Consider the following 23230-nt stretch of genomic DNA (forward strand, 5'->3'; position numbering starts at 1 on the left):
AGCGATATCGCCCTGGTGTTGCGCCTCTGTTGCGAGACCCGCGTTGTGCTGGGCCCTGGAGGGCTCCCGCCACACGAGCATCACGAGACACGAGGACAGGCGCGAAATGAACGTCACCACGGAAACCAGTGACACCGAAATTTCGGTCAACCCCGGGGTCTACGCCATTCGACACCACTATGAAGTGGCCAACGACTTCTACCGGCTTCTGTTGGGGCCGACGATGATGTATTCCGGTGGCTACTGGGAGCCCGGTGCGGACCTCGTGGCCACGCTGGACCAGGCTCAGGAACGCAAACTGGACGTGTTCGCCGAGCTGGCCCGCGTCGCCGAGAACGATCGTGTGCTCGATATCGGCAGCGGCTGGGGCACCCTGCTGGACCGACTCACCCGACGACACGGAGCCGGACACGGGGTCGGGCTCACGTTGAGCCGGACCCAGCAGACCTTCACCGAAGAATTGAACAACCCACGTATCCAGACCCGGCTGGAGAGCTGGGACGAGCACGAGCCCGACCAACCCTACGACGCGGCCTTCTCCATCAACTCTCTGGAACACTTCGTGCACGCCAGTCTGCCGCCACGAGATCGCAGGAAGCGCTACCACACGTTCTTCCAGCGGGTTCACACTGCGTTGCGTCCAGGGGCTCGGTTCGTGCTGCACACGATGACAGCCGAGGCGCTGCCGATGAACCAAGCCCTGCTCTCCGACCTGAAGTTCCTCCAGCGTTCGGAGTTCGAGGGTTGCCACATTCCCCACCTGCACGAGTTGACCTGGGGCACGGAGGGGCTCTTCCACGTCGTGGAAATCGTCAACGAACGTGAGGCCTTTGCCGCAGCGTGTCGTGCCTGGCTGGAGCGCCTGGCCCAGCGCCGAGACGAGGCGGTGGCCCTCGAAGGTGAGGACGTGGTGGCTCGGTTTGAGCGCTACCTGGACATCTTCGCCTACACGCTCGAAGACGGGTTCTTCAACAACTTCCGCATCACCCTGGAGCACCGTTCCTGAGGAGGCCGTCCGCATGACGAGTGTTACTGGCCCGACCCACGATTCCGGCGAGGGGGCCGTGCGCACCACCCCAGACGGAAGCGACACCGGACCGAGACCTCGGGAACTACGCGTTGCCGTGATCGGCAGTGGCTTCTCCGGGCTCGGTATGGCTATTCGTCTGGTGCAGCAGGGGATCGAGAACTTCCTGGTCTTCGAACGGGCCGACGAGGTCGGCGGGACCTGGCGCGACAACACCTATCCGGGGTGCCAGTGCGACGTCATGTCCCACCTGTATTCCTTCTCCTTCGCCCGCAATCCCGGATGGACGAGTACGTTCGGGCATCAGGCAGAGCTCTACGCCTACCTGCGCGACTGTGCCGACCGGTTCGGCGTGCGCCCCCACATCCGCTTCGGCCACGAGATGCTCGCCGCCCACTGGGACGGTGACCTCCGTCGATGGCGGGTGCAGACCTCGCAGGGTGAATATCTAGCCCAGGTTCTGGTGACCGGCAGCGGCTACCTCAGCGAGCCCTCGATTCCGGACATCCCCGGGCTCGCGGACTTCGACGGGACCATGTTCCACTCCTCGCGCTGGAACCACGACCACGACCTGTCGGGGAGGCGAGTGGCCGTCATCGGTACCGGTGCCTCCGCGATTCAGTTCATCCCCAAGATTCAACCGCAGGTGGAGCGGCTGGACGTCTACCAGCGCACCCCACCCTGGATCGGCCCCAAGAACGACAAGTCCACCACCGCTGTGCAGTCCTGGCTGCTGCACAATCTCCCTGGATACCAGTCCCTGCGCCGTAACTGGAACATGTGGGGACGCGAGATCCTTGCTTTCGTCATGGCACGTCCCCGAGTCGCGGCCAAGATGCAGAAGATGGCCAGCGACCATCTGCGCAAGAGCGTCCTAGACCCGCAGCTGCGAGCGCGTCTCACCCCAGACTACGTGATGGCGTGTAAGCGACTGTTGTTCTCCAACACCTACTATCCCGCCATTCAGCAGAGCAACGTTGAGCTGGTAACCGACCGCATCAAGAGTGTAAAGGGGCGCTCCGTCCACACCCAGGACGGCCACCAGCGCGACGTCGACACAATCATCCTCGGCACCGGATTCCAGGCCACCGACCAGCCAATAGCCCGCCGCATTTGGGGTCGCGACGGTGAGCAGCTGTCGCAGGTCTGGCAGCGGGACGGGATCGCGGCACACCGTGGCACCACCGTCGCCGGTTTCCCGAACCTGTTCATGATGCTGGGCCCCAACACGACCCTCGGCCACTCCTCTCAGACCGTGATGATCGAGGCACAGATCCGCTACGTCCTGGACGCACTACGGCTGATGGACAGCCGTGACCTGGACAGCGTCGAGGTTCGCCCACACGCCCAGCAGGAATGGAACAGCACACTGGCCAGGCGCCTCCGAGGCACCGTCTGGACAGCCGGCGGCTGCACGAGCTGGTACCACGACGCGCAGGGGCGCAACCCGTCGATCTGGCCCACCTACACCTGGCGGTTCCGCCGAGAGACCAGACGATTCAACCCCAACGAGTATCAGCTCGCGCGCCGTTCGGACATCGCAGGAACCACTTCCCCCGTCCACGCCTAGCATCGGAAAGGGATATACTCGTGAGTAACACGCTGTCGAGGCGCAACGCCCTGGGAGGCATCGCCGCCGCTCTGGTTGTCGGCTGGAGCGCGAGCCGTGGGTCCTGGATCACCGCCCCTGCCCACGCCGACACCGACGTCGCTTCCGTGCCCCAGTTGGACGGAAGTCTCACCACATCCGCCGACGCCCTCAGCAGTTTCGGGCACGATTTCGGTCGCCTCGTCACGGGAGACCCCTGGGCAGTACTGCGCCCCGGCTCCGTGCGCGACGTGCAGAAAGTGGTGCGGTACGCCGCTGAGCACAACCTGAAGGTCGCCGTGAACGGACGCAGCGGCCGAGACGACGACATCGAGTCCCATTCCAGCCACGGTCAGGCGCTGGTGCCCGGCGGTGTGGCCATCGATGCTCGAGGGCTCGCCGAGATCACCAACCTCGACCCGGGTAACGGGACCGCCGTGGTGGAGGCCGGGGTTACCTGGGCGGACCTCACCAACGCGGCGCTGGAGCACGGAATGACCCCGCCAGCCCTTCCCGACTACCTGCACCTGTCGGTTGGCGGGACACTGAGTGTCGGTGGCATCGGCGGAACCGCGCACAGGTACGGCCTGCTGGTGGATACGGTCACGTCGCTCGAGGTCGTCACCGGCCGCGGGGACCTGGTCACCGCCTCACCTACCCAGAACACAGCGCTGTTCGACGCCGCGCTCGGTGGTGGCGGGCAGTGCGGCGTCATCGTCCGTGCGACGGTCGACCTCGTCTCGGCCCCCCAATACGTCCTGTTCTGCTCCCTGTTCTATGACGACCTGGAGACCTACATGGCGGCCCAGGAGAAGGCCATGGAGGAGGAGCGCTTCGACGCCCAGGCCGGGGAGCTCCTCGTGCCTCAGGAGGGGCAGCCCAGCTGGAGATACAAGCTGGAGGGTGTCGCCTACTTCACCGACGAGGAGCCCGACCGGGACGAGCTCCTGGCGGACCTGAACGACAACCGCTCCGAAGCCGAGATCGTCACCATGCCCTACCGGGCTTATGCGTTCCGTCTCAACGAGTACGAGGACTACCTCAAGGCGAACGGGTTCTGGGACCAGCAGAAGCCTTGGCTCAGCCTCTTCCTACCGGCCTCCCGTACCCAGGAGTTCCTGGAGCTCATCCAACAGGAGGTGACGGCGCAGGACCTGGGAGCCGGCTTCACAATCTGCTACCCGTACCCGACCTCCAAATCGACGCGGCCCATGGTGGCACAGCCCCGCGACGAAACCACCTACCTCTTCGATCTGTTGCGGTTCCCGCCCCCGGGAGATGTCGACTCCGAGCGGATGATGCAGCAGAACCGGCACCTGTTCGACGAGGCGGTCCGGATGGGCGGCAAGCGCTACCTGGTCGGGGCAATCCCGGACATGACGACACGGGACTGGAAGTGGCACTTCGGCTGGCGCTGGCACACCCTCCTGCGCGCGAAGATGTGGTACGACCCCTGGAACGTGCTTACGCCGGGACAGGGCTTCTTCCCCTGGGGCCGGCTCGGGTCCGCGGAGGAGGAGCAGGGTGAGTAGAACACGTGAGCCGCGCCCTCCGTCGTTGGTCCACCGTCGATTCCTGAGGTAACTCCCAATGCGCACCTATGACCTGCTGGACGAAGCGGTGATCCCGGCTCCCCCCACCACGGTGTGGAGCCACCTGGTCGACGAGCTGAGCGGAGCTCGCCGCTGGTGGGTGCCCTACAACACCTTCGAGGTCCGCTCGGGGGCACCCGACCAGATGGGCGGGGAGGTGCAGTGGACCGTCCACACCCGGGGCGTGGGCCGTGGTGGCCCCAAGATCCGGTTCCTCTCCCGAACGACATCCGTCACCCCCGGTACGCACCTGGAGCTTGCCTACGTTAGTGGAGCCTTCCACGGGAGCGCCGAATTCTCCCTGGAACCGGTCGGAGACGGGGCTCGCACCCGGTTGGGGCTGCGGTTCCAAGCCCGGCCCCGGGGCTGGGTGCGGCTCCTCGCCGGGCTTGCGCCGGTCGACCAGGAGCACTCCCGAGCCGCGCACGCGGCCTTCGCCGCACTGGCCACGCTCCTCGCAGCCGAGCAGGACCACCTGGAGCGCTCACAATGACCAGAGGCACAGCCACCACCACCGACTACACGATCCGCACCGACGACGGAGCGGATCTGGCCGTCACCGACCTCCCGCCGCTCCGCTCCACCACCCCAGTGTCCAACGAGCCGTTCCCCGTGGTGTTGGTGCACGGCTGGGCCGCGAGCCGGCGTGTCTGGGGGGTGGTCGCCGACCGCCTGGTGAGATCCGGACATCGGGTTGTCTGCTACGACCAGCGCGAACACGGTCTATCCAGTGGCGGACGGGAACCGATCAGTCTACAACGGCTCGCCGCGGACGTGGCGATTGTGCTGGACCGGACCGTCGGAACGGACCCGGCCGTGCTGGTGGCCCACTCGGGTGGCGGCTTCGCCGCCCTGACCCACGTGTGTACGGTCCCGGAGCAGGCGAACACGCGGTTAGGCGGGCTTGTCCTCGCCGCAACCGCGGCGCATGGCCAGGACACCCCAGAGCGGGAGGTCCGCATGATGGGCAGCGCTCTGTTCACCCGCGCGCTCGCCCGCCCCGGGCTTGGCCGGCGGTTCCTGCGCCGGACCATGGGAAAACGAGTGGATCCGACGGTACTGGATGTCAACCGGCAGATGTTCGTCGCCACCACCCCCCGGGTGCGGGCCGCGTGTTTCGGATCCACAATGGGGATGGACCTACGGCCCCGGCTGTCGTCGGTGCGGGTGCCGGCCGTGGTGCTCTCCGGCTCCGTGGACCGGATCGTTCCGAGCAAGCTGGGGTGGACCGTAGCCCAAAACCTTCCGGACGCGCGGTTCCTAGAACTGCCCGACACGGGCCACATGCTGCCACTGGAGGCTCCCCACCAGATCGTGGACAGCGTAACCGGCCTAACTGCCCGCAGGGAGTCCGAGACCACCGCACCGTGATCGAGCAGCTGGTCCCACGGGCGGCCGTGGGAGCCGAAGCCGTCGACGACGGTGACTCGGCCGGGCTGTTTCCGGAGGAGCTACCGTTCGTGGCGGGGCGTTCCCCGCGTCGACACCGCCAGTTCGCGACAGTGCGCGACTGCGCCCGACGAGCCCTGGAGACGCTCGGTGTCCCACCGGGGCCGATCCTGCCCGGCCACTGCGGGGCACCGCGGTGGCCGGCAGGCATCGTCGGAAGTATGACCCACTGTGCTGGGTACTGTGGCGCCGTCGTGGGGCGCACGACGGACCTGGCAATGGTCGGGCTGGACGCCGAACCCGCGGCCGCGCTACCCAAAGGAGTCCTGTCCATGGTGGCGTCTCCTGGGGAGCAGGAACACCAGAATGCACTGCACGAGACCCAGCCGTTCCCGTACTGGGACCGACTGCTGTTCTCGGCGAAGGAGGCCGCCTACAAGGCGTGGTTTCCTCGGTCCAGACGCTGGTCGGCACTTCGGGACGTGGCCGTGTGCCTGCACCCGTCGGGCATCTTTACGGCCAGCGTGCCCCGTGTCGTCGGCGACACCGGGGCCGCGGCGGACCACATGCTGCTCGCCGGCCGTTGGCTCGTCTCCGGGGACCTGCTGTGCACGCTCGCTACCGAAGCGACCGAGGACACCGTGGTGGACGAGGCGCTTGCTGGCGTGCTCAGTGGCTGAGTACGAGCGTGCGTGGGGCCGCTGTGGACTGGGGCAGTTCGGTGGTGCCACCACGGTACTCCTGCGGGCTGACCCCGTAGGAGCGTTTGAAGGCCGTGCTGAACGCGAAGGCGCTGCCGTAGCCGACCTGGCGTGCCACGGTGGCCACCGTAGCGTCGGGTTGATCCAGCAGGTCCACCGCGAGGGTCAGCCGCCAGTTGGTCAGGTAGGCCATTGGTGGCTGACCCACCAGCGCATTGAACCGTCGAGCGAGCGCGGCTCGGGAAACCCCTACCGCACTGGCGAGGGAGGCCACGGTCCAGGGACGCGCGGGTTCCTCCTGCATCAGACGCAGGGCCGTGCCAACCACGGGATCGCTCTGGGCCCGATACCAGGTCGGGGTGTCCGGGGTGTTGCCCGTAAGCCAGGTGCGCAGCACGTTCACCAACAGCAGGTCCAGCAGGCGGTCCAGCATGATCTCCTGGCCCAGTTCCTCCTTGTTCAACTCGGTCGCCAACAGCGAGACCAGCGTCTCACTTCCGCCCACGCCGGCCGGCTGGACCAGCAGCTCGGGCATGGAGGCCAACAGGTGCCGGCCGACCTCGCTCGGTGCCTGGTAGGTGCCACTGAGGATGACGGTGGAGCCCTCCTGGAGACTCTCGCCCCAGGTACGTACACCCAGCGACATGCTTTCCGTGACATCACGACCACTGGAGGTCGTACACCGCTGCTCGGGTCCCACGGTGATCTCGATGGGGGTCTCGGGGCTGTCGGCCAGGGTGTAGGGACCCGGCCCACGGATCGCGACCACGTCGCCCGGCGACAGTCGGGCTGGGGTGGCGTGGGCCGGAAGCAGCCATGCTTCACCGCGGACCACCGTGACCACGGAGACCGGGGCCTGGTCTTCCACCCGCAGGGCCCAGGGAGGATTGAAGACGGACCGCAGCAGAAACGCCCCACGAGCCTTCGGCCCTTCCAAGAGAGCCGTCAATGCGTCCATAGAACCGATCATAAACTGTGTTCCTCCATTTGCCGCTAGCACCAGGAAATTCGGAAGGAAGCGCTCTGTCCATGGAAACAGCTCGCGTAATCACGCTTTTTGTTTCGACCGTAACCACGGGATTGATTGCCGGTCTCTTCTACGCCTATTCATGCTCGGTCATGATCGCGCTGCGCCGGGTGGAGGACCGCGTGTTCGTAGAGGTCATGAACCGGATCAACGTGGCGATCCTCAACGTGTGGTTCGTGTCCTGCTTTGTGGGCGGGCTGGTGGCCACGGCGGCGGTAGTGGCGCTCCAGGCGGCGGGCGCACAGCGTCCCCTGCTCCCGGTTGTGTCCGCGTTGGTGCTGTACATCGCGATGATCATGATTACCCGAGGCCGTAACATCCCATTGAACAACGAGCTTGCCGCGACGCAGGCATCGGATCCCCCGGCGGAGCTGGCTCGGGCCCGGCAGCGGTTCGAAGGACCTTGGGTGCGCTGGAACCTGGTCCGGACGCTGCTGTCGATCGCCGCGTTCTGCTGTATGGTCGGGGCGCTGCTGGTGGCCTGATGCGCGCCGCCACGGGCACCGCGGGTGGCCGTCACGACTATCGAGTCGCGGTGTGGCCATTCCGGTCACCCCAGGAACCCCCTGCGTTGTTCTCCAACCAGGAACGGCACTCCGCCAGAAATCCCAACGCGGCCCTGTGGTACTCGGGGGCCGCCCAGCCAAGACTTATGTTGTGTCCGGCTTCGGCCTGGTGGTCGACCCGGACGAGCGGTGCTTCGGATAGGCGGCTGGTCATGTCTGTCAGCGTGGCGTCGTCCAGGAGCCACCAGAACTCGTGTTCGGCGAAGGTGAACCGTACCGGGACGGTAACCCGCGGCGCGAGCCGTGCGTAGTGATCTGGCCAGTGTGGCCACTCCTGCTCCTCCCGCGGCGGCACCGGAGAGACCAGCCTCCGGCACTGCTGGAACGTCTCGGGTGGGTAGAGTTGCAGTGGCCCCCAGTTCATCCGGATCTCGCCGGCGAAGGTGTTCGGCGGGTGGAGCCCGTCTCGGCTGTAGCCGAAGCCGCATCCGGAGATGTCCAGCCCGACAACGCGGTTCTCGGTGTCGTCAGCGGCCAGATGCAGGGCGACCATGCCGCCGTAGGAATGGGCGACCACGAAGAACCCGGCAACCCCCGGCAGGGTGCGGGCGAACGCACGCAACACGCCGTGCAGCGTGGTGGACTGCTCGGCCAGGCTCTGCCCGTCATGCAGGTCATCCGCGAAGCGGCCGTATCCCGGACGATCCAGTGCCAGGACCGTGTAGCCGTGAGCTCCGGCGAGATCGAGGAGTGAGAGGTCGGGGTGTGCCTGCCCGTGGAAGTACCCGGCGCCGGTGGCACGGCCGTGCAGCGCCACGATCACGACACTGTGGGATGAGGCCGCCTCGGCGGTACGGGGCTGGGCGAGAAGGCCGGATATCCGCACCCCGCCGGCGTCCAGGACCACATCGTGCACCTCCGCGGGTGCGGCACGCGGGTGCGTACCAGTCGTCACGGGTTCCCCCCAAGGATCTGATGGGGGGCCTCCCCCGTGGTCCGGCCGCCGGCGGAACTGTCCCTGGCCTCCCGAAGCGCCGCAACCCAGTCCTCGGGGGCGGTGGTCCGCATGAGGGCCGTGCCCACGAGCAGTCCCGCGAAGCCGGCGTCCAGCACACGGGCCGCTGTCGCGGGACTGTCGATAGCGCTGGCACTGACCGGGCACGGGGTGCCGGTAGCGATCAGCGACGGCAGCAGGCCAAGACTGCGGTCGAGCTCTCCGCCGCCGCGCTCCCGGTTGCGAATGTTCTTGTTGTTCACCGCGATCACGCATTTGTCCGGGTGCGGGACCAGGTCCACCTCGGCCTGCTCGGTCACCTCCACGAAGGGGGTGAGACCGCTCCCCAGACAGGCGCTCACCAGAGACGGGAGGGTGGCCTTCGGAAGTAGCCCCGCGGTGACGAGTACGGCCGAGGCCCCCAGCTCCACCGATTCGGTGATGTGCTTGCGTCTGGTGATGAAGTCCTTGCGCAGGATCGGCCGTTCGGTCGCGGCGGCGACGTCCCGAAGCAGCTGCGGTCCGCCCCCGAACCAGCGTCCGGTTACTACGGAGAGACACGGGGCGCCCGCCCGATCGTACCGGGCGGCGATGTCCTGGGGAGAGCGGTGTGCCAGAAGGTCGCCGCCTTCGGAGCTGCGGGCCTTGATCTCCGCGATCACCGGAATGTCCGCGCTCAACAGAGCATCGATGAAGCGATGCGGCATCGATCGTCCTTTCCACGATGGCCGGGTCCGGTACAACTCGGGGACGGGGTGTTCCATGGTGGGTGGTCCGTCGTGGCGGGTCATCCCCGCTCGACGCAGGTGCGGCCGGTGCCACGCCAGGTGTGGGCAAGTTCCCGGACGGCAGCGGCTGACAGGGTTCCGTCCGGGCCGCGTGCGCCGGTGTCGACATCGATGCCACGAAACCCCGGACACCGCAGAACCTTGGTGTAGTCCGTCAGGTTGTGCGCGGTGACGCCCCCGGCGAGGAGAAACGGCCGGGAAAGGCGACCGGCGATCTCAACGACCTCCTGGTCGGACACCTGCTCTCCGGTGCTGCCAAGCCGCCCGTTCGCCCCCGCTCTGTCGATCAGGAACAGGTCGGTGCCCGCACGCGTGTAGGAGTCCAGCAGCGGAAGTTCCGGACAGTCACCGTCGGCGACGTGCAGCACCTTGATGATGACGCAGTCGGGCAGAGCGGTACGCAGTCGCTGGACCACGCCCGGCGGCTGGTAGGCGTGCAGCTGGATCCAGCGCACCCCGGACCGTTCCACAAGCCACGCCAGCCTGCCCGCATCGCTGAGGAAGGTCACCAGTACCGGCTCCAGGGTGGCGGTGTCGGATGTGGCCCGGGCGAGGGCGACCAGGTCGCGCTCCGACAGGTCCGCCGAGCCCTCGGGGACCCCGTGCCACAAGCCGACACAGTCGGCGCCGGTGGCGGCCAGCGAGCGCACCTCCTGCGGGGTGGTGGCTCCACAGATCTTGACGAGCCGGTCCGAGGCCCGTTTCCCAACCCGCGCGGGCGTCATGGACTGAGTCCCAACGCCGAGGCGATGCGGTTGTACTGTATCTCGTTCGTCCCGGAGTAGATCGTGCCACCGACCGCGTCGCGCACGCCCTTCTCCAGGCCCTGCTCCGTCAGGTAGCCGTGTCCGCCGAACACGTTCACGGCGGCGAGACTGGTGGCCATGTTGTTCTCGCTGGCGATGGTTTTGGAGATCGCCAGGTCCGTGGTGACGTCTTTCCCGGCGGCAAGGCGCGCCCCGGTGTCGAAGATCCACTTGCGGGCCGTTTCCGTGCGGATCTTCATGTCGACGATCTGATTGGAGACCGACTGGTGGGAACCGATCGGACGCCCGAAGGACCGTCGGGTGCGTGCGTACTCGACACAGCGGGCGAGCCGGTGCCGCATCTCCCCGGTGGTCACGGCGAACGTCAACAGGATCTCCCGTTGCATGACGAAGTCGAGAACGAGGAAGCCCCCACCGACGCGGCCCAGAACCTGGTCTGAGGGGATCCGACAGTTGTCGAAGGACAGTTCACCCAGGGGGGAGGTTCGCAGCCCCATCTTGGGAAGCGCCGGCCCGACGGCAAGCCCCGGGGTGGCCCGGTCGACGAGGAAGGCGGTGATGCCAAGCGCCCCACCATCCGGGTGGGTACGCGCGTAGACCACGAACACATCCGCCACCGGCCCGTTGGTGACGAAGGTCTTACTTCCGGTCAGGACGAACTCGTCTCCGTCCCGGTGTGCGTGAGTGTGCATGGCGAGGGCGTCGGAGCCACTGTCCGGCTCGGTGATGGCATGTGCACCAATCGCCTCTCCGGAGCAGATTCGCGGGAGGTACTTTTCCTGCTGGGCCGTAGTCCCGAAGCGGTGGAGGGGGATTCCGGTGCTGGCCATGGTTGTGGTGGCGGAGAAGCTGAGCCCGGAGTCGCGGCAGTGCTCGCCCAAACTCTCCAGCGCATGCATGGTGGTGAGCAGGGAGTGTCCGCGACCGCCCCACTGGGGATCGAAGGGCAGACCGAACAGGCGGGCCTTTCGGAGTAGCTGCCATTGGTCCCAGGCGAATTCGGCGGACTCGTCGCGAGCGAGGTGGCCAGTACTGAGCTCCTCGCCGCACTGGGCCAGCTCCGCGCGCACCTCGGTCTGTTCGACCGTTTCGGAGATCATGGGGGCGCTCCTTAGTACGTGGAGTGTGTCTGTCCGTCCAAGTTGTGGACCTCGTCGCCCCGCAGGGCCGGAGAGAAGACGCACACCAGGCGGAGGTCCTCGTGTTCACTGGCGATCAGAAAGTGGGGATCGTGCTGGTCCAGGGCGTACACGCGTCCAACCGTGATCGGGTGGGAGGTGCCGTCGAGTTCGACAACCTGGCCGGAGCCTTCGATGCAGTAGCAGGCTTCCAGATGGTTGGGGTATTCGAGTCGGGACTTCGTCCCAGCCCAGACGATGGTGTCGGTCAGGCTGTAGCCCAGCCCGTCCTCCTGGAGGAGAAATCGTCGGCTCAGACCGTTGCCCCATTCGACGGTTCGGACGTTCGCAAGGTCACGAATGATCATGGTGCACTCCAGTGGTCAGGAGATGGAGAACAGGAACGAACGAAGTCCCGGAAGTCGGCGACAACATCGCCGCCCTTCTCCTGGGATCGCGCAATGTGGGTGACGCCCGCCGACCCGATCACCGCGGCGTCCGCACCCGCCGCTGCCACCGACCACACGTCCTGTCGGGTCCGCACCCCAAATCCGACAGCGACCGGTGCCGAGGTCAGCGTCTTGAGGTGGGCTATCGTCTCGGCCAGCGAGGAGTAGCCCACGGTCGGGCTCGTACCGCTACGTCCGTACCGGGCAACGAGATAGAGGAAAGCGGTGGCCCGGCCAGCGGCCGCTGCCATGGTCGCGGGGGTGCTCTGTGCGTAGCAGGTACTGACGACGGGTAGTCCCGCCGCTGTTGTGCGGCGATAGTACTCCTCGCTCAACCGGGGCGGCAGGGCGTGGGCCAGCAGCGCGTCGGCACCCGAATCTGCGACCGCGGCAACCATCGCGGCAATTCCCCGGGGCCGCATCGTGTGGCCCCAGTCGGCCAACACGGCGATTCGCAGCTGGCGCAATCTTGGGCGCACCTGGGCGACAACGGTAAGCACGTCCTCGACGCCCACCCCCCGGGCCAGTGCCCGCCGGGCTGACTCCCGCACCACCGGACCGTCGGTCACCGAGTCAGGGAACGGAACGGCAAGCTCCAGACAGTCGACTCCCTCCTCGTCAAGCATGAACACGAGATCGTGAAGTTCCGGAAGCGGGGGATCCCCCGCATTGAGAAACAGGGTCAACGCGGGCCGCTCGGGCCCAGCGGAACCGAAGAACTCAGGCATGTGCCACCGCCGTGGAGGTGGGGCCACCCGAGGGGGCTGTGGCACGCATCCGCTCCACGAGGGCTCTGGCCTGGCCCCCCTCCATCGTGGTCCGGGCCGCCCGGAGCGCGTCCCGCCAGTCGGGGGTGTGCCCGGACGCCACCGCGAGAGCCGCAGCATTGAGCCGGACCGTATGGGCTATCGCGGCGTTGGTCTGACCAGCCAGGATGTCGAGGAAGTGCGGCACCGCGGTATCCGGATCCACGGGAGCGAGATCCTCGAGGGTGCCCTCAGCCGCCACCAGGCTCCCCCGGGCGATGACCGTCTCCCGGTCCTCGTTCGGCGGGGCGCTGACGTGAACGACGTTATCCACGAACCCGAGCAGTTCGTCGGCTCCCAGTTCGTTGTGGCAGATCCAGACGGTGTCGGGGCATCCCCCCGCCGCCAACGCCCGGACCGTGTCCACCGGAAACTCCGTGGAAACGCCGGTTACCTGGGCCGATACCGGAAGGTTGGATAGGAACGGGCCGAGCGTGTTCAGAAACCGGCCGAAGGGTCGCAGACTTGTCGGTGCCAGCAGCCGGGCCAGCCGCGACAGCTCGGACGGATAGACGAATGGACCCGCGAAGGCGAGCCCCCACTGGTCCAACGCGTCGTGCGTCTGCCCCCGGGAGACGGTTAACGGGATACCGAGCTGCTCCACGAGGTCATAGGAACCAAGGACACTCTGGTAGGCGCGAGACCCCGTCTTCACGACGGGCACCCCGGTGCTGGCCGCGACAACCGCAGCCGCAGTGGAGACATTGACCGTGTGCGGGCCCCCACCGGTGCCGACAATGTTGACCGTGCCCGGCCACTGCTCCTCCCCGGTGTGGTGACGCTCGGTCAGGGAGTCGAGTAGGGGCCGGAGGACGTCCGGGCCGGGCAGCCGAGTGGCCAGGGTCGACAGGAGCGCCGCCGCCCACGCCCGGTCCAGGTTGTGGGTGTTGAGCCGTTCCCACACCTGGCGCCAGGTGTGGGAACGGTCCGGCGGCTCCCCCGACACGAGGCTCCGCAGCACGTCAGACATCCTGCGGCTCCACGCCCCGCCGTTGACGTCGTTCGGTGATGAACGCGGAGATCGCCGTGACCGTGCGGAAGTTCTCTGGGTTCATTTCCGTGTCCTCAACCGCGAGGTCGAAGTTGTTCTCCACCCAGGAGATGAGCTTCAACGTACCGATGCTGTCGATGACGCTGTCGGCCAGCAGGTCATGGTCGTCGTCGAGCTGATCGGTGGTGAGGTCAGGGAGGAACTCGCTGATGATGAACTGCTTGATGGCGTCGTTGTGACTCATAGGTTTCCTTCCGAGATGAATGACAATAGGGGCGAGCTAGAGGCGATCGAGTGCGGTACGGTCCACCTTTCCGGTGGAGGTGCGTGGGAGCGCCTCGTCGAGAACACGGAAGTTCGTGGGAACGAAGGCGCGAGGTAGCCGTTGGACGCAGTGCCGGCGCAGGCTGAGACTGGTCAGCTCGGATTCCTGGGTGCGGCGTATGACGGAGAGTAGGGCCCGCCCGGCCACCGGGTCGGGAACGGTAGTCACCCCGGCCTCCAGGACGTCGGGGTGACTGAGCAAGGTGCGTTCCACCTCGGCGAGGTTGACCGCGACGCCGCGAATCTTGACCTGGAAGTCGACACGACCGAGGAGCCGTATACTTCCATCGGCCTCTCGCCGCACCAGGTCGCCGGTGCGATACCACTGACGTTCGTCCCGCCCCAAGGGATGGCTGAGAAAGGCGTCGCTTCGTAGGCCCCGGTCGAGGTAGCCTTCCGACTGGAACGGGGTACAGACATACAGCTCACCGGTTCCGGCGTGCGTCACCTCCTCCCCGTTGTCGTCCAGGACGAGTGCCCGGACTCCGGGGATCGGGGATCCGATCGGCAGCCCCCCGTCGCGGTGGGTTTCCGTACCGGTGATTTCGTGCCGGAAGCTGTCGTTGGTCTCGGTACAGCCGTACACGTTGTGGGCGCGGGCGCGAGGCAGGAGCCACGTCAAACCCGCGTGGGTGCGTTCCGGAAGCACATCTCCGGTGACGATCGCGTGCCTGACTCCGGCGAGAGGCGTATCCGCAGCTCGTGCCGCATCTAGGAGCAGCCCGTAGGCCATGGGCACCGCCTGCATCACCGTCACCTCATGGGTCACGATCAGCTTGAGCAGGTGTCGCCCCTGGGCGGCGTACTCGGGGTCGACCAGGACGACGCGTGCCCCGTGGGCTAGGCTCGTCCAGATATCGAACAGGCACAGGTCGAAGCTCAACGGCGCGTGGTTGAGCACCGTCGTCCCCGGGCCGAGGTCGAACGCCGGCCCAGCCCAGTCCATGAACCGGCCTACGGCCGCCCCGCCCAACGGAACGATCTTCGGGCGTCCCGTGGACCCGGACGTGGTTAGCATAAACGTCGTCCCGTCCGGAATCCGCTGCCGGGTCCACTCCTCGGGAGTGTGGACCTGCTCCGGATCCCCGGTGGCGGGCAGGATGAAGCGGCATCCGGCTTTCCGGGCCAGGTCGGTGGCGGTGTCCGACGGTAGGTCTGTGGGCAGCAGCAGAAAGGGACGTTCGTCGCACAGACACGCCAGCACCAGGGCCACCGCCTCGGGTGACTTGGCGGCCCAGATCCCGAGGGGACGATCGAACTCGGGTTCCACCCGTTCCAGCCGGGTGCGTTGGGCCTGCGTCCGGTGGTGCAGGTGCCCGTAGCTCGTCTCCTGCCCGTGCCACACGAGTGCCGGTGCTGCTGGCCGGTCCCGAGCCTGGTCCAGGATGCGTTCGCCCAGGGGTGTCCGGTCTGACCTCACCGCTGGCCCCCCTTCGTGTCTCGGGCGGCGGCGAGTTCAACCCAGCCGCCCTTCACCGCGGTGCGGTGGGACGTGCGGCAGCTGAAGCGAACCACGCGCCGGGTGGCGTCCGGACACAGCACGCTGTCCACGTCCTCGTCCACCGGCACGGGAGCCGCAAAACGAGCGCCCAGCCCGCACACCCGGGAAGTGTCTCCGTTGGCGAACCGGTCAATGACCTCCTCACAGACCACACCCACCAGTCCCATTCCATGGACGATGGCCGTGTCGAAGCCCGCGGCCCGAGCCGCCCCGTCGTCAAGGTGGATGGGGTTGTCGTCCCCGCTGGCCCGCGCATAGCGCCCCGTCCACTCCCGGCCGAACCGGTGGCCGAGGACCGTGGGCGATTCGCCGGAGTCGGTGCTATCGGGGGGACGCACGGGGGGAAGCTCCCCGAAGGCCGTAGTGATGGTGGTGTCCCCGGACAGCAGGATGGTGGTGATCGACTCGGCGACGGGGCCCCCGTCCTCCCTGGTGATGAAGGCGCGCAGCGCCGCGCGGACCCCAGCCGCTCCCGGCCGGGCACCCTGGAGCTGTAGACCGGTGCGGATCCGTTGGCCGGCACGCAGGGAGTCCTGGAGCCGGATCTCCTGGCTAAGATGAACTGGGACGGGGGCTGGGGCGCCCTCCGGAGCCAGGTGCTGTCGCGCCTGGTCGGCGAGTGGGTGTGAGAGCACGAACGGAAGGGTGGGGGACGCCAGAAGCCCGGGCGGGGACATGTGGGCACGTAGCGCCTCCCGGTGGTCCGCGATGTCAGCCTCCGCGACCACACGTTCGATGCTCCAGGACGTCGGGCTTGACCGCACAATCGCGTTCTCAGTCACGCAGGCCTCACCACCAGTGCCGAGTTGTGTCCGCCGAAACCGAAAGAGTTCGTCAGCGCCGCTCCGGAAGACACCGCACGCGCCTGGCCGTGCACGACATCGATATCCAATCCCGGTTCCAGCCGGTCGTGGTTCGCGGTAGGCGGCACCTCGCAGCGCCACATGGCTTGGACCGTGGCGACAAGTTCCACCGTGCCCGCGGCGCCGATCAGGTGCCCGAGAACCCCCTTGGGGGCAGTGACCGGTGGAGGGTCCGCACCGAACACGGCACCCAAAGCTGCCGCCTCGGCACGGTCGTTGTGCGGGGTGGACGTTCCGTGCGCGTTCACATGGACGATGTCTTCGGGAGTCAGCTCGGCATCGCGGATAGCGGCGGCCATGGCTGCCGCCGCACCGGCGCCACCGGGTGCGGGCATCGACAGATGATGGGCATCGGAGGTGGCCGCGTAGCCCGCCACCTCCGCGTAGGGAACAGCCCCACGAGCCATGGCGTCGGAGTGCCGCTCTAGTACCACGCATCCCGCACCTTCACCCATGACAAACCCGTCCCGAGTGGCGTCGAAGGGACGGGAGGCCCGCTCAGGCTCGTCGTAGCGGGTGGAAGTGGCGTTGAGGTTGCGGAATCCGGCAAGCGTGACCGGCGTCAGGGTGGCCTCGCAGCCCCCGGCGATGACCACGTCGGCACGGTGCGTCTGCAACAGCAGCATGGCGTGGCCGACGGCGTCCGCACCACTGGAGCATGTGGTCGCGATGGTGACGGCGGGACCGTGCCAGCCGAGCAGCATCGCAATCCGTGCCGCGGCCGCGTTGGGCATCGTCATCAGCGGCATCAGCGGGTTGACCCGATGGGGGCCGGTCTCGGTGAACTGGCGCGACTCGTGGTCGCTGGTGTGCCGGCCACCGACAGCATTGCCGATGACAATGGCGGTGCGGTCGGGGTCGGTCTCCGGATACGCGGCGTCGCGGTGGGCGCCCAGCGCCGCAGTCACGCCGTAGCGAGCGAAGGGATCCGTCCTGCGGGCCTCCTTGGCGGAGACGCCCACATCCGTTTCTTCGAGTCCGCGTACCGGACAGCCGAAGCTCGGGCGGTTACCGGACGGGTCGAGGTTGGCGAGTGGCGCCGCGGTCGATCGTCCCGAATACAGCTGGTCCCACAAGCTCTTCGGAGTGCAGCCCGCCGGGGTCACAACGCCCCAGCCGGTGATCACCACGGAATCCCTGGAGGAAAACGGCATGACGGCCCCAGATCGTCGTGGACGGTGGACTAGCCGGCGAGGGCAGGGCAGGTATTGGCCGCCGCGCGGAAGGCCTCGGCGGCAGTGTCGATATCGGCCTTGGTGTGTATCGCGGTCACCGCCACCCGTAGCCGTGCCAGATTGTTGGGTACGGCGGGAGTGACCACGGGAAGACCGATCACCCCCTCGCGGCGGCAGGCGGTTGCATAGTCGTACGTCGCCTCGTCAGAACCGATGATGAGCGGAATGACCGCCGTGGAACTCGCTCCGGTGCGCAGTCCGGCCGTGGTGAGGTTCGCGCGGAGCCGTTCGGACTCTCGCTGGATGTGTGTAACGCGCTCGGGTTCCCGTTGCAGGATGCGCAGGGCTTCCAACCCGGCCGCGGCCGAGGCCGGCGCCAGCGCCGCGGAGAACAGGAACGGCCGTGCCGCGTAGCGCAGATGCGCTATGAGGTCGCGATGACCGGCGACCCAACCTCCCATGGAGGGGATGGCCTTGGACAGGGTGCCGAGTTTGATGTCCACCGGGACAGCGTTGTCGAAATGTTCCTCGATCCCGCGTCCGGTTGCGCCGATGACACCGAGAGCATGTGCCTCGTCGACCATGAGCAGAGCATTGTGCGCGTCGCACACGCGGCGCAGCTCGGGCAGGGGCGCGATGTCTCCGTCCATAGAGTAGACGCTGTCCACGATGACCAACCGAACGCCCCGCGTGGAGGAGGATGCCAGCCGCCGGTCCAGGTGGGCCGGATCGTTGTGACGGAAGCGGGACACCGTGGCCCCACTGAGGCGACAGCCGTCGACGATGCTGGCGTGGTCGTACTTGTCGATGAAGACGGTGTCCCCAGGCCCCACAAGACCGCCGACAGTGCCGACGTTGGCGGCATAGCCGGAGCTGAAGACCATCGCGGCCTCGCGGTTGGCGACCCGGGCGACTTCCTCCTCCAGTTCCTCGTGTAGCGGAATGGTGCCAGCCAGTGCCCGTACCCCGTGACAGCCGGTTCCGTATACGGACAGTGCTCGCCGAGCAGCGTCGATGACCCGTTCGTCGCCGCCCAGGCCGAGATAGCTGTACCCCGACATCATGAGACAGCGCTGGCCGCCCGCATCGGCGTGCGCGGAGTCACGGTCCACCGTGTAGGGGACGAAGCTGTTTCGGCGCTGCGGCTCCCACTCGAGTTCCTGGACTCGTTTCCTGGTCGCGGCCAGTTTCGGCTCCAGGGCAGCCCACGGTCCTGTTGGATCCACGCGTGACTCCTCCGATCCGCTCGTTGCCGGTACCTTCTTGGGCCCGCGTTGTGCACCGGCCTCGCAGCATTCCTAAGACGGGCTGCGCAAAGCCGGCGCAATAGGAACGCGAAACTCCGCGGTGAGCGGGAGCTCCCTACGCTCCGGGACGGCAGCGATCGATGCCCCGCAGCCGGCTCCGTGGGAGCGTGCGCGAGCGCCACAGGGTGGGGGCCGACCCGCGCGATCCCCTGAGTTTCGGTCGGGTGAGACGAACGCGTATACAAGTGAGCTTCACGGCTATGGTCTGTCTCTGTCGTTCGGGGTTTGACTTGAACCATGACGAACTCACGTAATGCACAGGCGCGGCAGACACTGGTTACCGGAGGCACTGGGAAGACCGGCCGGCGAGTGACCGAGCGGCTGATCGCCCGGGGTGCCCAGCCGCATGTCGGGTCACGTTCGGGGACCCCTCCGTTCTCATGGGAGGACCCGAACACCTGGGAGCCCGCTCTGGACGGGGCCGACAGCCTCTACATCGCGTTCCAGCCCGATCTCGCATTTCCCGGCGCCGCCGACATCGTCGGCCAGCTGTCCCGCCTGGCCGTCGACAAGGGGGTCCACCGGATCGTGGTGCTGTCCGGACGTGGGGAAGACGGCGCACTGGCGGCTGAGCAGGCCGTGCAGCAGGCGGGTGCGGAATGGACGGTTGTTCGGTGTAGCTGGTTCAACCAGAACTTCAGCGAAAGTTTCTTCCAGCCGCCGGTCATGGCGGGCGAGCTGGCGGTTCCCGCCGGTGACGCAATGGAGCCGTTCGTTGACGCCGATGATATCGCCGACGTTGCGGTCGCGGCGCTCACCGACGGTGCGCACGCCGGCAAGGTCTATGAGCTCACCGGGCCCCGTCTGTTGAGTTTCGACGACATCGCCAACGAACTGTCCCAGGTGACGGGGCGCACCATCCGGTACGTGCGGATCACCGACGCGGAGTTCCGGGCCTACCTCAAGGAGAACGACCTTCCCGAAGAGCTCGCCGATCTGTTCAGCGAGGTCCTGGACGGACGCAACGCCCATCTTATGGATGGGGTTCAGCAGGCCCTTGGGCGCGCCCCGAAGGACTTCGCCCAGTTTGCTCGGGAGGCGGCCGCCGCTGGGGCGTGGACACCCTGACCAGGGACGCGACGATAGGTGGTGTTCTGGCCGAGGTGAAGGAGAAGGGGACGTGGTGCTGTCCGGACGCGAAACCGGTGTGACTCCTGATTCGGATCAGGTCAGGGGAAGGGGCGGTCCGGGAGCTGGTATAGCTCTGATCGGAGCATCGCTCGGTGTCGGATTCATGGCCGGCCTGTACTTCGCCTTCGACGTGGGCGTTATGCCCGGCTTGGAAGGCAGTGACGACCGGACGTTTGTGACCGTGATGCAGGACGTGAACCGGGCGATCGAGAACGGCTTGTTCGGCTTGGTATTCGTTGGTGCCTTCCTGGCGACCGGAGTGGCCGCGACTCTGCACCACCGTATCGGGCACCATCGGATCGCCCGTCTGGTGTGGGCGGCACTCGGGTGTTACTCGGGAATGCTGCTGGTCACCACGCGGGTGAATATTCCCCTCAATACCCGGTTAGCCCGGGCCGGCCCGGCATCGACGACGGCACGCCCGGAGGACCTTCGGGACCTGCGGGAACGGTTCGAGCGACCCTGGCGGAACGCCAACACCGCACGGACCGTGCTGTGCTCCATTGCCTTTGGGCTGCTCTGCCGGGCGCTGGTGCTACACGGCAGGGCTCGATGACGGGGCTCGGCCAGCTTGTCCATCGGGCCGTGGCGAAGAGCGACGGAGCAGCACGTGGAACGCGGTGTGTCTCCTGTCGGCAGCCAGTGTCAGGCACGACGGGAAAGGTGCGGAGGTGCAAGCTGGCCGAGGACGGCCTGTTGCGACGACGACAGGATGGAACCGTGGACGCCCAGCGTGGGTGCTGCACGGAGACTGTCATCGCAGGCCTGGAGCAGGTCCAGGTAGGCGGCTTGCACCTCGGGCGCCGGATCGATGCCCAGCTCCTCGGCAAGCAGCAGTCGCAGCTCATGGTAGGCGCTCAATGCCTCGGCCCGATTCCCCATGATGGCGTGTGCCGTGATGCGGCATCTGTGTGCGCTCTCCCGGAACGGCGATTGCCGGATGGCCTCGTTGGCGTACTGGAGAGCGCGGTGAGTTCTGCCCAGGGCCGCTGCGGTGAGGCTCGCAACTTCCAGTGCGGACAGCCGAAGCGAGTCCACCTGCTGTCGGACACTGTTCACCCACTCGCCGTCGTGTGTCGGAAGGAAGGAGCCTTGCAGTTTCGCGGCGACATCCTCGCAGCTCTGAAAGGCCTCCGCATTCCTCCCATCTTTCATTTTGGCCATGGCATCGCTGATCGAGCGCTCGGCACTCTCGATATCCACGACGACGTCATCAGGAAAAGTAAGTACATAGCGCCCTCCTTGGCAGGCCAGGGTCGTTTCCAGCCCCGGCGTGTCCAGCTCGTTGAGATATGTGCGTACTCGACTGACGATGCTGCGGAGGGCCGAGGTCCACGTATTTGGCGGACCGTCTGGCCACACGGCCTCTGCCAGCTGCTCACGGCCGGTTCCCCGGTTTCGCTCGAGTACCAGCCTGGCAAATGCGACCTGGACATTGGCGCTCGTTATGGGACGGAATGAAGACGAAGCGAGCTCTATGCCAACGAAACCCGAAAGTCTGATCATCAAATGTTTCCCAGATTCCACGTTGGGGAGGTGTGCCTCGGCCGTGTGCACGGTCGGCGAATATCGTTGCTCCGTTGCTCAGACTCCGAGGAAGTTCATGATTCGTTACGGTGGAAGATTTTTCATCAAGTTCACCTTCTTCGAGAGGGGTCAATGTCGGAAATCTATGGGGTGCTGCCAGAAATCAGACAACCATCCCTCCGAAATCAATTAACCACACTCCGTGTGCAGGCTTCTGGAGGTCCTTTGAGTAGTTGCTCCACGGGGGGATGCAGATCGCATCTTACATGATCAGTTCTGGGTTTCAAGATGTTGATCGAGGTGAACATTCGTCCTATGTTTGTGTCTGAGCGGTGTCAGTGTCGATAGGGAAGCATTTCCTTAGCTATCTACTGCTTGGTAGCAGCAATAAATGAGACGCTTGGAGGTTGTTTAGGGGTACAGGTGACTGCAATGCCGGATCAATAGTTTTTCTGGATAGAAATAAAATACTCTCTGTTGTCAATTGAATTTATTTAGTGATGTTCGTTTCGCTTGTTCATGGCTGTCGTGGGAGCAGAGGTAAAAAGCTGACTGAATATCGCTGTTCGGTCTGCGCAAACATGGTCATTGTTCGTACACGACGGATGTGAATCACATGGCGTCGTGGTTACCGAGGGCATCTGGGGTAGCCACCCGTCCGGATGCGAATGGTGACCGACGCGGTCGGGACGCCTGCCGACAGTGCCCGCGGGCGTTACGCGTACGGGCGTGATGGCGGCGTCACCGTACTCCCAGCCCCCGGGTGGCCAACTCCGTGGCTACCCCGCCGCCCAGGCGGGATGCCGCGCTGCGACCTCCAGAATGGCCCGCTCCACCACACGGGCGCGCTGCCCCGCGGACGTCTCCCTGGCCAGGGCGCTGATGCGCTGCGCCTCCTGCGTGCTTGGCAGAACCCCAGTCAGCAGGAACGGCAACAGCAGGCGCCGCACCAGCAGTTCCCGCTGCGAGGTGACCGCGGGGCGGCGCACCACCGACACGTGCACCCGGACCGCATGTTCGTTGCGGGGCGGAGCCCCCGGCTGGTCCCGCTCGATTGCCGCATATCGGAAACCGTGGGCGCGGTCACAGGAGGCGCACCCCACCGGGCCACGACTCAACGGCCCACCACATTCGGGACAGCGCAGCCGGTCCAGCGCCGCGTCCACAACCCGCCAGTCGTGCTGGTCCGGCTCGTCAGTCACCAGCGCGGCGAAGGTGGCCTCATCCTTGGGGCCGGCGCGGCACCGGCCCAGGAAGGAACTCCACTCGCCCTCCACGATGGTGTCCACGAGCCCACGGCAGGTGACGCAGCTGGGAGCCCCGCCGTACTCGAATTCCCCACACTCTGCGCAGCGGCCCAGTCGCTGCCCGACCACGGGTCGCGTCATCAGCCCTCCCGCCGGAAACAGTGCCGTACCGGTCCGTTGTGACGAGAGTGTGCCGTAGCGACGCCGGACCCAGCCAGTGGATTACGGCACGCCCGCGCCGGCGACGAAGACCTGCCGGCATCACCGAACCGCTACCGTGCGTACTGGGGCCGAATCCGACACATGCCGGGGGTGCCGCACCGGGACGCAGGAGTGTCCGGCTACGGTTTCCGCAGAACGCCGCCGTATTCGTAGCCAGCCTGCTGGCCCTGTGCAGCCCCCACATAGGGCC

24 protein-coding genes are annotated in these 23230 nt (G+C 66.6%); 9 read left to right on the forward strand and 15 right to left on the reverse strand.

The features are described from left to right. The first annotated feature begins 106 nt into the window (after positions 1 to 106). The 6 genes from RIF23_RS19335 to RIF23_RS19360 are packed head-to-tail and all read left to right on the forward strand — an operon-like array spanning position 107 to position 6276. The gene (locus tag RIF23_RS19335; protein ID WP_310914036.1) at positions 107 to 1006 is read left to right on the forward strand and encodes a class I SAM-dependent methyltransferase; all 900 of its coding nucleotides are present in this window, start codon (positions 107 to 109) and stop codon (positions 1004 to 1006) included. Positions 1007 to 1019: 13 nt separating this feature from the next. Continuing rightward, on the forward strand, positions 1020 to 2597 hold the full coding sequence (locus RIF23_RS19340) for a flavin-containing monooxygenase (RefSeq protein WP_310914037.1): 1578 nt from the start codon (positions 1020 to 1022) through the stop codon (positions 2595 to 2597). Between the two features lie 20 nt (positions 2598 to 2617). Then, a complete protein-coding gene (locus RIF23_RS19345; protein WP_310914038.1) occupies positions 2618 to 4147 on the forward strand; it encodes an FAD-binding protein in 1530 nt (509 codons plus the stop codon). Between the two features lie 58 nt (positions 4148 to 4205). Beyond that, positions 4206 to 4700 (forward strand): SRPBCC family protein, encoded by a 495-nt coding sequence (locus RIF23_RS19350; protein ID WP_310914039.1) that lies wholly within the window; start codon positions 4206 to 4208, stop codon positions 4698 to 4700. Beyond that, positions 4697 to 5578, forward strand: a complete 882-nt coding sequence (locus RIF23_RS19355) for an alpha/beta fold hydrolase (RefSeq protein ID WP_310914040.1) — start codon at positions 4697 to 4699, stop codon at positions 5576 to 5578. Before RIF23_RS19350 ends, RIF23_RS19355 begins: the two co-directional genes overlap by 4 nt. Next, the gene (locus RIF23_RS19360) at positions 5575 to 6276 is read left to right on the forward strand and encodes a 4'-phosphopantetheinyl transferase family protein (RefSeq protein ID WP_310914041.1); all 702 of its coding nucleotides are present in this window, start codon (positions 5575 to 5577) and stop codon (positions 6274 to 6276) included. The genes RIF23_RS19355 and RIF23_RS19360 overlap by 4 nt, the downstream gene beginning before the upstream one ends. Here RIF23_RS19360 and RIF23_RS19365 read toward each other — a convergent pair. After that, a complete protein-coding gene (locus RIF23_RS19365; protein WP_456085746.1) occupies positions 6266 to 7255 on the reverse strand; it encodes an AraC family transcriptional regulator in 990 nt (329 codons plus the stop codon). The two genes, RIF23_RS19360 and RIF23_RS19365, sit on opposite strands and share 11 nt — an antisense overlap. A 71-nt stretch (positions 7256 to 7326) precedes the next feature. Between RIF23_RS19365 and RIF23_RS19370 the strand changes: the two genes are divergently transcribed. Continuing rightward, positions 7327 to 7809 (forward strand): anthrone oxygenase family protein, encoded by a 483-nt coding sequence (locus tag RIF23_RS19370; protein ID WP_310914043.1) that lies wholly within the window; start codon positions 7327 to 7329, stop codon positions 7807 to 7809. 37 nt (positions 7810 to 7846) lie between these two features. Here the strand turns inward: RIF23_RS19370 and RIF23_RS19375 are convergent, their stop codons facing one another. The 12 genes from RIF23_RS19375 to RIF23_RS19430 all read right to left on the reverse strand — a co-directional run bounded on the left by RIF23_RS19375 (position 7847) and on the right by RIF23_RS19430 (position 18832). Continuing rightward, a complete protein-coding gene (locus RIF23_RS19375) occupies positions 7847 to 8785 on the reverse strand; it encodes an alpha/beta fold hydrolase (RefSeq protein WP_310914044.1) in 939 nt (312 codons plus the stop codon). Next, positions 8782 to 9531 carry a beta/alpha barrel domain-containing protein gene (locus RIF23_RS19380; protein ID WP_310914045.1) on the reverse strand — a complete coding sequence of 250 codons (750 nt, stop codon included), beginning with the start codon at positions 9529 to 9531 and terminating at the stop codon, positions 8782 to 8784. Before RIF23_RS19380 ends, RIF23_RS19375 begins: the two co-directional genes overlap by 4 nt. An 80-nt stretch (positions 9532 to 9611) precedes the next feature. Beyond that, positions 9612 to 10337, reverse strand: coding sequence for a phosphoribosylanthranilate isomerase (locus RIF23_RS19385; protein ID WP_310914046.1), 726 nt, complete (start codon positions 10335 to 10337; stop codon positions 9612 to 9614). Next, complete coding sequence (locus RIF23_RS19390; protein ID WP_310914047.1) at positions 10334 to 11479, reverse strand: acyl-CoA dehydrogenase family protein; 1146 nt, start codon at positions 11477 to 11479, stop codon at positions 10334 to 10336. Before RIF23_RS19390 ends, RIF23_RS19385 begins: the two co-directional genes overlap by 4 nt. A gap of 11 nt (positions 11480 to 11490) precedes the next feature. Next, complete coding sequence (locus RIF23_RS19395) at positions 11491 to 11865, reverse strand: ectoine synthase (RefSeq protein ID WP_310914048.1); 375 nt, start codon at positions 11863 to 11865, stop codon at positions 11491 to 11493. Next, on the reverse strand, positions 11862 to 12674 hold the full coding sequence (gene trpA / locus RIF23_RS19400) for a tryptophan synthase subunit alpha (protein WP_310914049.1): 813 nt from the start codon (positions 12672 to 12674) through the stop codon (positions 11862 to 11864). Before trpA ends, RIF23_RS19395 begins: the two co-directional genes overlap by 4 nt. Continuing rightward, the gene (locus RIF23_RS19405; RefSeq protein WP_310914050.1) at positions 12667 to 13722 is read right to left on the reverse strand and encodes a hypothetical protein; all 1056 of its coding nucleotides are present in this window, start codon (positions 13720 to 13722) and stop codon (positions 12667 to 12669) included. Before RIF23_RS19405 ends, trpA begins: the two co-directional genes overlap by 8 nt. Then, positions 13715 to 13987 carry a phosphopantetheine-binding protein gene (locus RIF23_RS19410; protein WP_310914052.1) on the reverse strand — a complete coding sequence of 91 codons (273 nt, stop codon included), beginning with the start codon at positions 13985 to 13987 and terminating at the stop codon, positions 13715 to 13717. Before RIF23_RS19410 ends, RIF23_RS19405 begins: the two co-directional genes overlap by 8 nt. A 36-nt stretch (positions 13988 to 14023) precedes the next feature. After that, positions 14024 to 15487, reverse strand: a complete 1464-nt coding sequence (locus tag RIF23_RS19415; protein WP_310914053.1) for an AMP-binding protein — start codon at positions 15485 to 15487, stop codon at positions 14024 to 14026. Further along, positions 15484 to 16350 (reverse strand): MaoC/PaaZ C-terminal domain-containing protein, encoded by an 867-nt coding sequence (locus RIF23_RS20885; protein WP_407659512.1) that lies wholly within the window; start codon positions 16348 to 16350, stop codon positions 15484 to 15486. The genes RIF23_RS19415 and RIF23_RS20885 overlap by 4 nt, the downstream gene beginning before the upstream one ends. Continuing rightward, on the reverse strand, positions 16347 to 17585 hold the full coding sequence (locus RIF23_RS19425) for a beta-ketoacyl-[acyl-carrier-protein] synthase family protein (protein ID WP_310914054.1): 1239 nt from the start codon (positions 17583 to 17585) through the stop codon (positions 16347 to 16349). The genes RIF23_RS20885 and RIF23_RS19425 overlap by 4 nt, the downstream gene beginning before the upstream one ends. Before the next feature lie 29 nt (positions 17586 to 17614). Beyond that, entirely contained in the window at positions 17615 to 18832 is a 1218-nt protein-coding gene (locus tag RIF23_RS19430; protein ID WP_310914055.1) for an aminotransferase class I/II-fold pyridoxal phosphate-dependent enzyme, read from the reverse strand. Positions 18833 to 19150: 318 nt separating this feature from the next. Here RIF23_RS19430 and RIF23_RS19435 point away from each other — a divergent pair, with 318 nt between their 5' ends. Both RIF23_RS19435 and RIF23_RS19440 read left to right on the forward strand, forming a co-directional pair. Then, the gene (locus tag RIF23_RS19435) at positions 19151 to 19981 is read left to right on the forward strand and encodes an NmrA family NAD(P)-binding protein (protein ID WP_310914056.1); all 831 of its coding nucleotides are present in this window, start codon (positions 19151 to 19153) and stop codon (positions 19979 to 19981) included. A 166-nt stretch (positions 19982 to 20147) separates the two neighbouring features. Continuing rightward, entirely contained in the window at positions 20148 to 20600 is a 453-nt protein-coding gene (locus RIF23_RS19440) for an anthrone oxygenase family protein (protein WP_310914057.1), read from the forward strand. Between the two features lie 89 nt (positions 20601 to 20689). Here RIF23_RS19440 and RIF23_RS19445 read toward each other — a convergent pair whose 3' ends face one another. Continuing rightward, a complete protein-coding gene (locus RIF23_RS19445) occupies positions 20690 to 21550 on the reverse strand; it encodes an AfsR/SARP family transcriptional regulator (RefSeq protein WP_310914058.1) in 861 nt (286 codons plus the stop codon). 800 nt (positions 21551 to 22350) lie between these two features. Continuing rightward, positions 22351 to 22959 (reverse strand): hypothetical protein, encoded by a 609-nt coding sequence (locus RIF23_RS19450; RefSeq protein WP_310914059.1) that lies wholly within the window; start codon positions 22957 to 22959, stop codon positions 22351 to 22353. Positions 22960 to 23230 lie beyond the last annotated feature (271 nt).

Source organism: Lipingzhangella rawalii, assembly GCF_031628175.1.
GTDB lineage: Bacteria > Actinomycetota > Actinomycetes > Streptosporangiales > Streptosporangiaceae > Lipingzhangella_A > Lipingzhangella_A rawalii.

What these genes read in the sequence shown, in the direction of transcription:
- RIF23_RS19335 (WP_310914036.1), top strand. Translation starts at nt 107, where the DNA reads ATGAACGTCACCACGGAAACCAGTGACACCGAAATTTCGGTCAACCCC.
- RIF23_RS19340 (WP_310914037.1), top strand. Translation starts at nt 1,020, where the DNA reads ATGACGAGTGTTACTGGCCCGACCCACGATTCCGGCGAGGGGGCCGTG.
- RIF23_RS19350 (WP_310914039.1), top strand. Translation starts at nt 4,206, where the DNA reads ATGCGCACCTATGACCTGCTGGACGAAGCGGTGATCCCGGCTCCCCCC.
- RIF23_RS19355 (WP_310914040.1), top strand. Translation starts at nt 4,697, where the DNA reads ATGACCAGAGGCACAGCCACCACCACCGACTACACGATCCGCACCGAC.
- RIF23_RS19365 (WP_456085746.1), bottom strand. Translation starts at nt 7,255, where the DNA reads ATGGACGCATTGACGGCTCTCTTGGAAGGGCCGAAGGCTCGTGGGGCG.
- RIF23_RS19370 (WP_310914043.1), top strand. Translation starts at nt 7,327, where the DNA reads ATGGAAACAGCTCGCGTAATCACGCTTTTTGTTTCGACCGTAACCACG.
- RIF23_RS19380 (WP_310914045.1), bottom strand. Translation starts at nt 9,531, where the DNA reads ATGCCGCATCGCTTCATCGATGCTCTGTTGAGCGCGGACATTCCGGTG.
- RIF23_RS19385 (WP_310914046.1), bottom strand. Translation starts at nt 10,337, where the DNA reads ATGACGCCCGCGCGGGTTGGGAAACGGGCCTCGGACCGGCTCGTCAAG.
- RIF23_RS19390 (WP_310914047.1), bottom strand. Translation starts at nt 11,479, where the DNA reads ATGATCTCCGAAACGGTCGAACAGACCGAGGTGCGCGCGGAGCTGGCC.
- RIF23_RS19395 (WP_310914048.1), bottom strand. Translation starts at nt 11,865, where the DNA reads ATGATCATTCGTGACCTTGCGAACGTCCGAACCGTCGAATGGGGCAAC.
- trpA (WP_310914049.1), bottom strand. Translation starts at nt 12,674, where the DNA reads ATGCCTGAGTTCTTCGGTTCCGCTGGGCCCGAGCGGCCCGCGTTGACC.
- RIF23_RS19405 (WP_310914050.1), bottom strand. Translation starts at nt 13,722, where the DNA reads ATGTCTGACGTGCTGCGGAGCCTCGTGTCGGGGGAGCCGCCGGACCGT.
- RIF23_RS19410 (WP_310914052.1), bottom strand. Translation starts at nt 13,987, where the DNA reads ATGAGTCACAACGACGCCATCAAGCAGTTCATCATCAGCGAGTTCCTC.
- RIF23_RS19425 (WP_310914054.1), bottom strand. Translation starts at nt 17,585, where the DNA reads ATGCCGTTTTCCTCCAGGGATTCCGTGGTGATCACCGGCTGGGGCGTT.
- RIF23_RS19435 (WP_310914056.1), top strand. Translation starts at nt 19,151, where the DNA reads ATGACGAACTCACGTAATGCACAGGCGCGGCAGACACTGGTTACCGGA.
- RIF23_RS19440 (WP_310914057.1), top strand. Translation starts at nt 20,148, where the DNA reads ATGGCCGGCCTGTACTTCGCCTTCGACGTGGGCGTTATGCCCGGCTTG.
- RIF23_RS19445 (WP_310914058.1), bottom strand. Translation starts at nt 21,550, where the DNA reads ATGATCAGACTTTCGGGTTTCGTTGGCATAGAGCTCGCTTCGTCTTCA.
- RIF23_RS19450 (WP_310914059.1), bottom strand. Translation starts at nt 22,959, where the DNA reads ATGACGCGACCCGTGGTCGGGCAGCGACTGGGCCGCTGCGCAGAGTGT.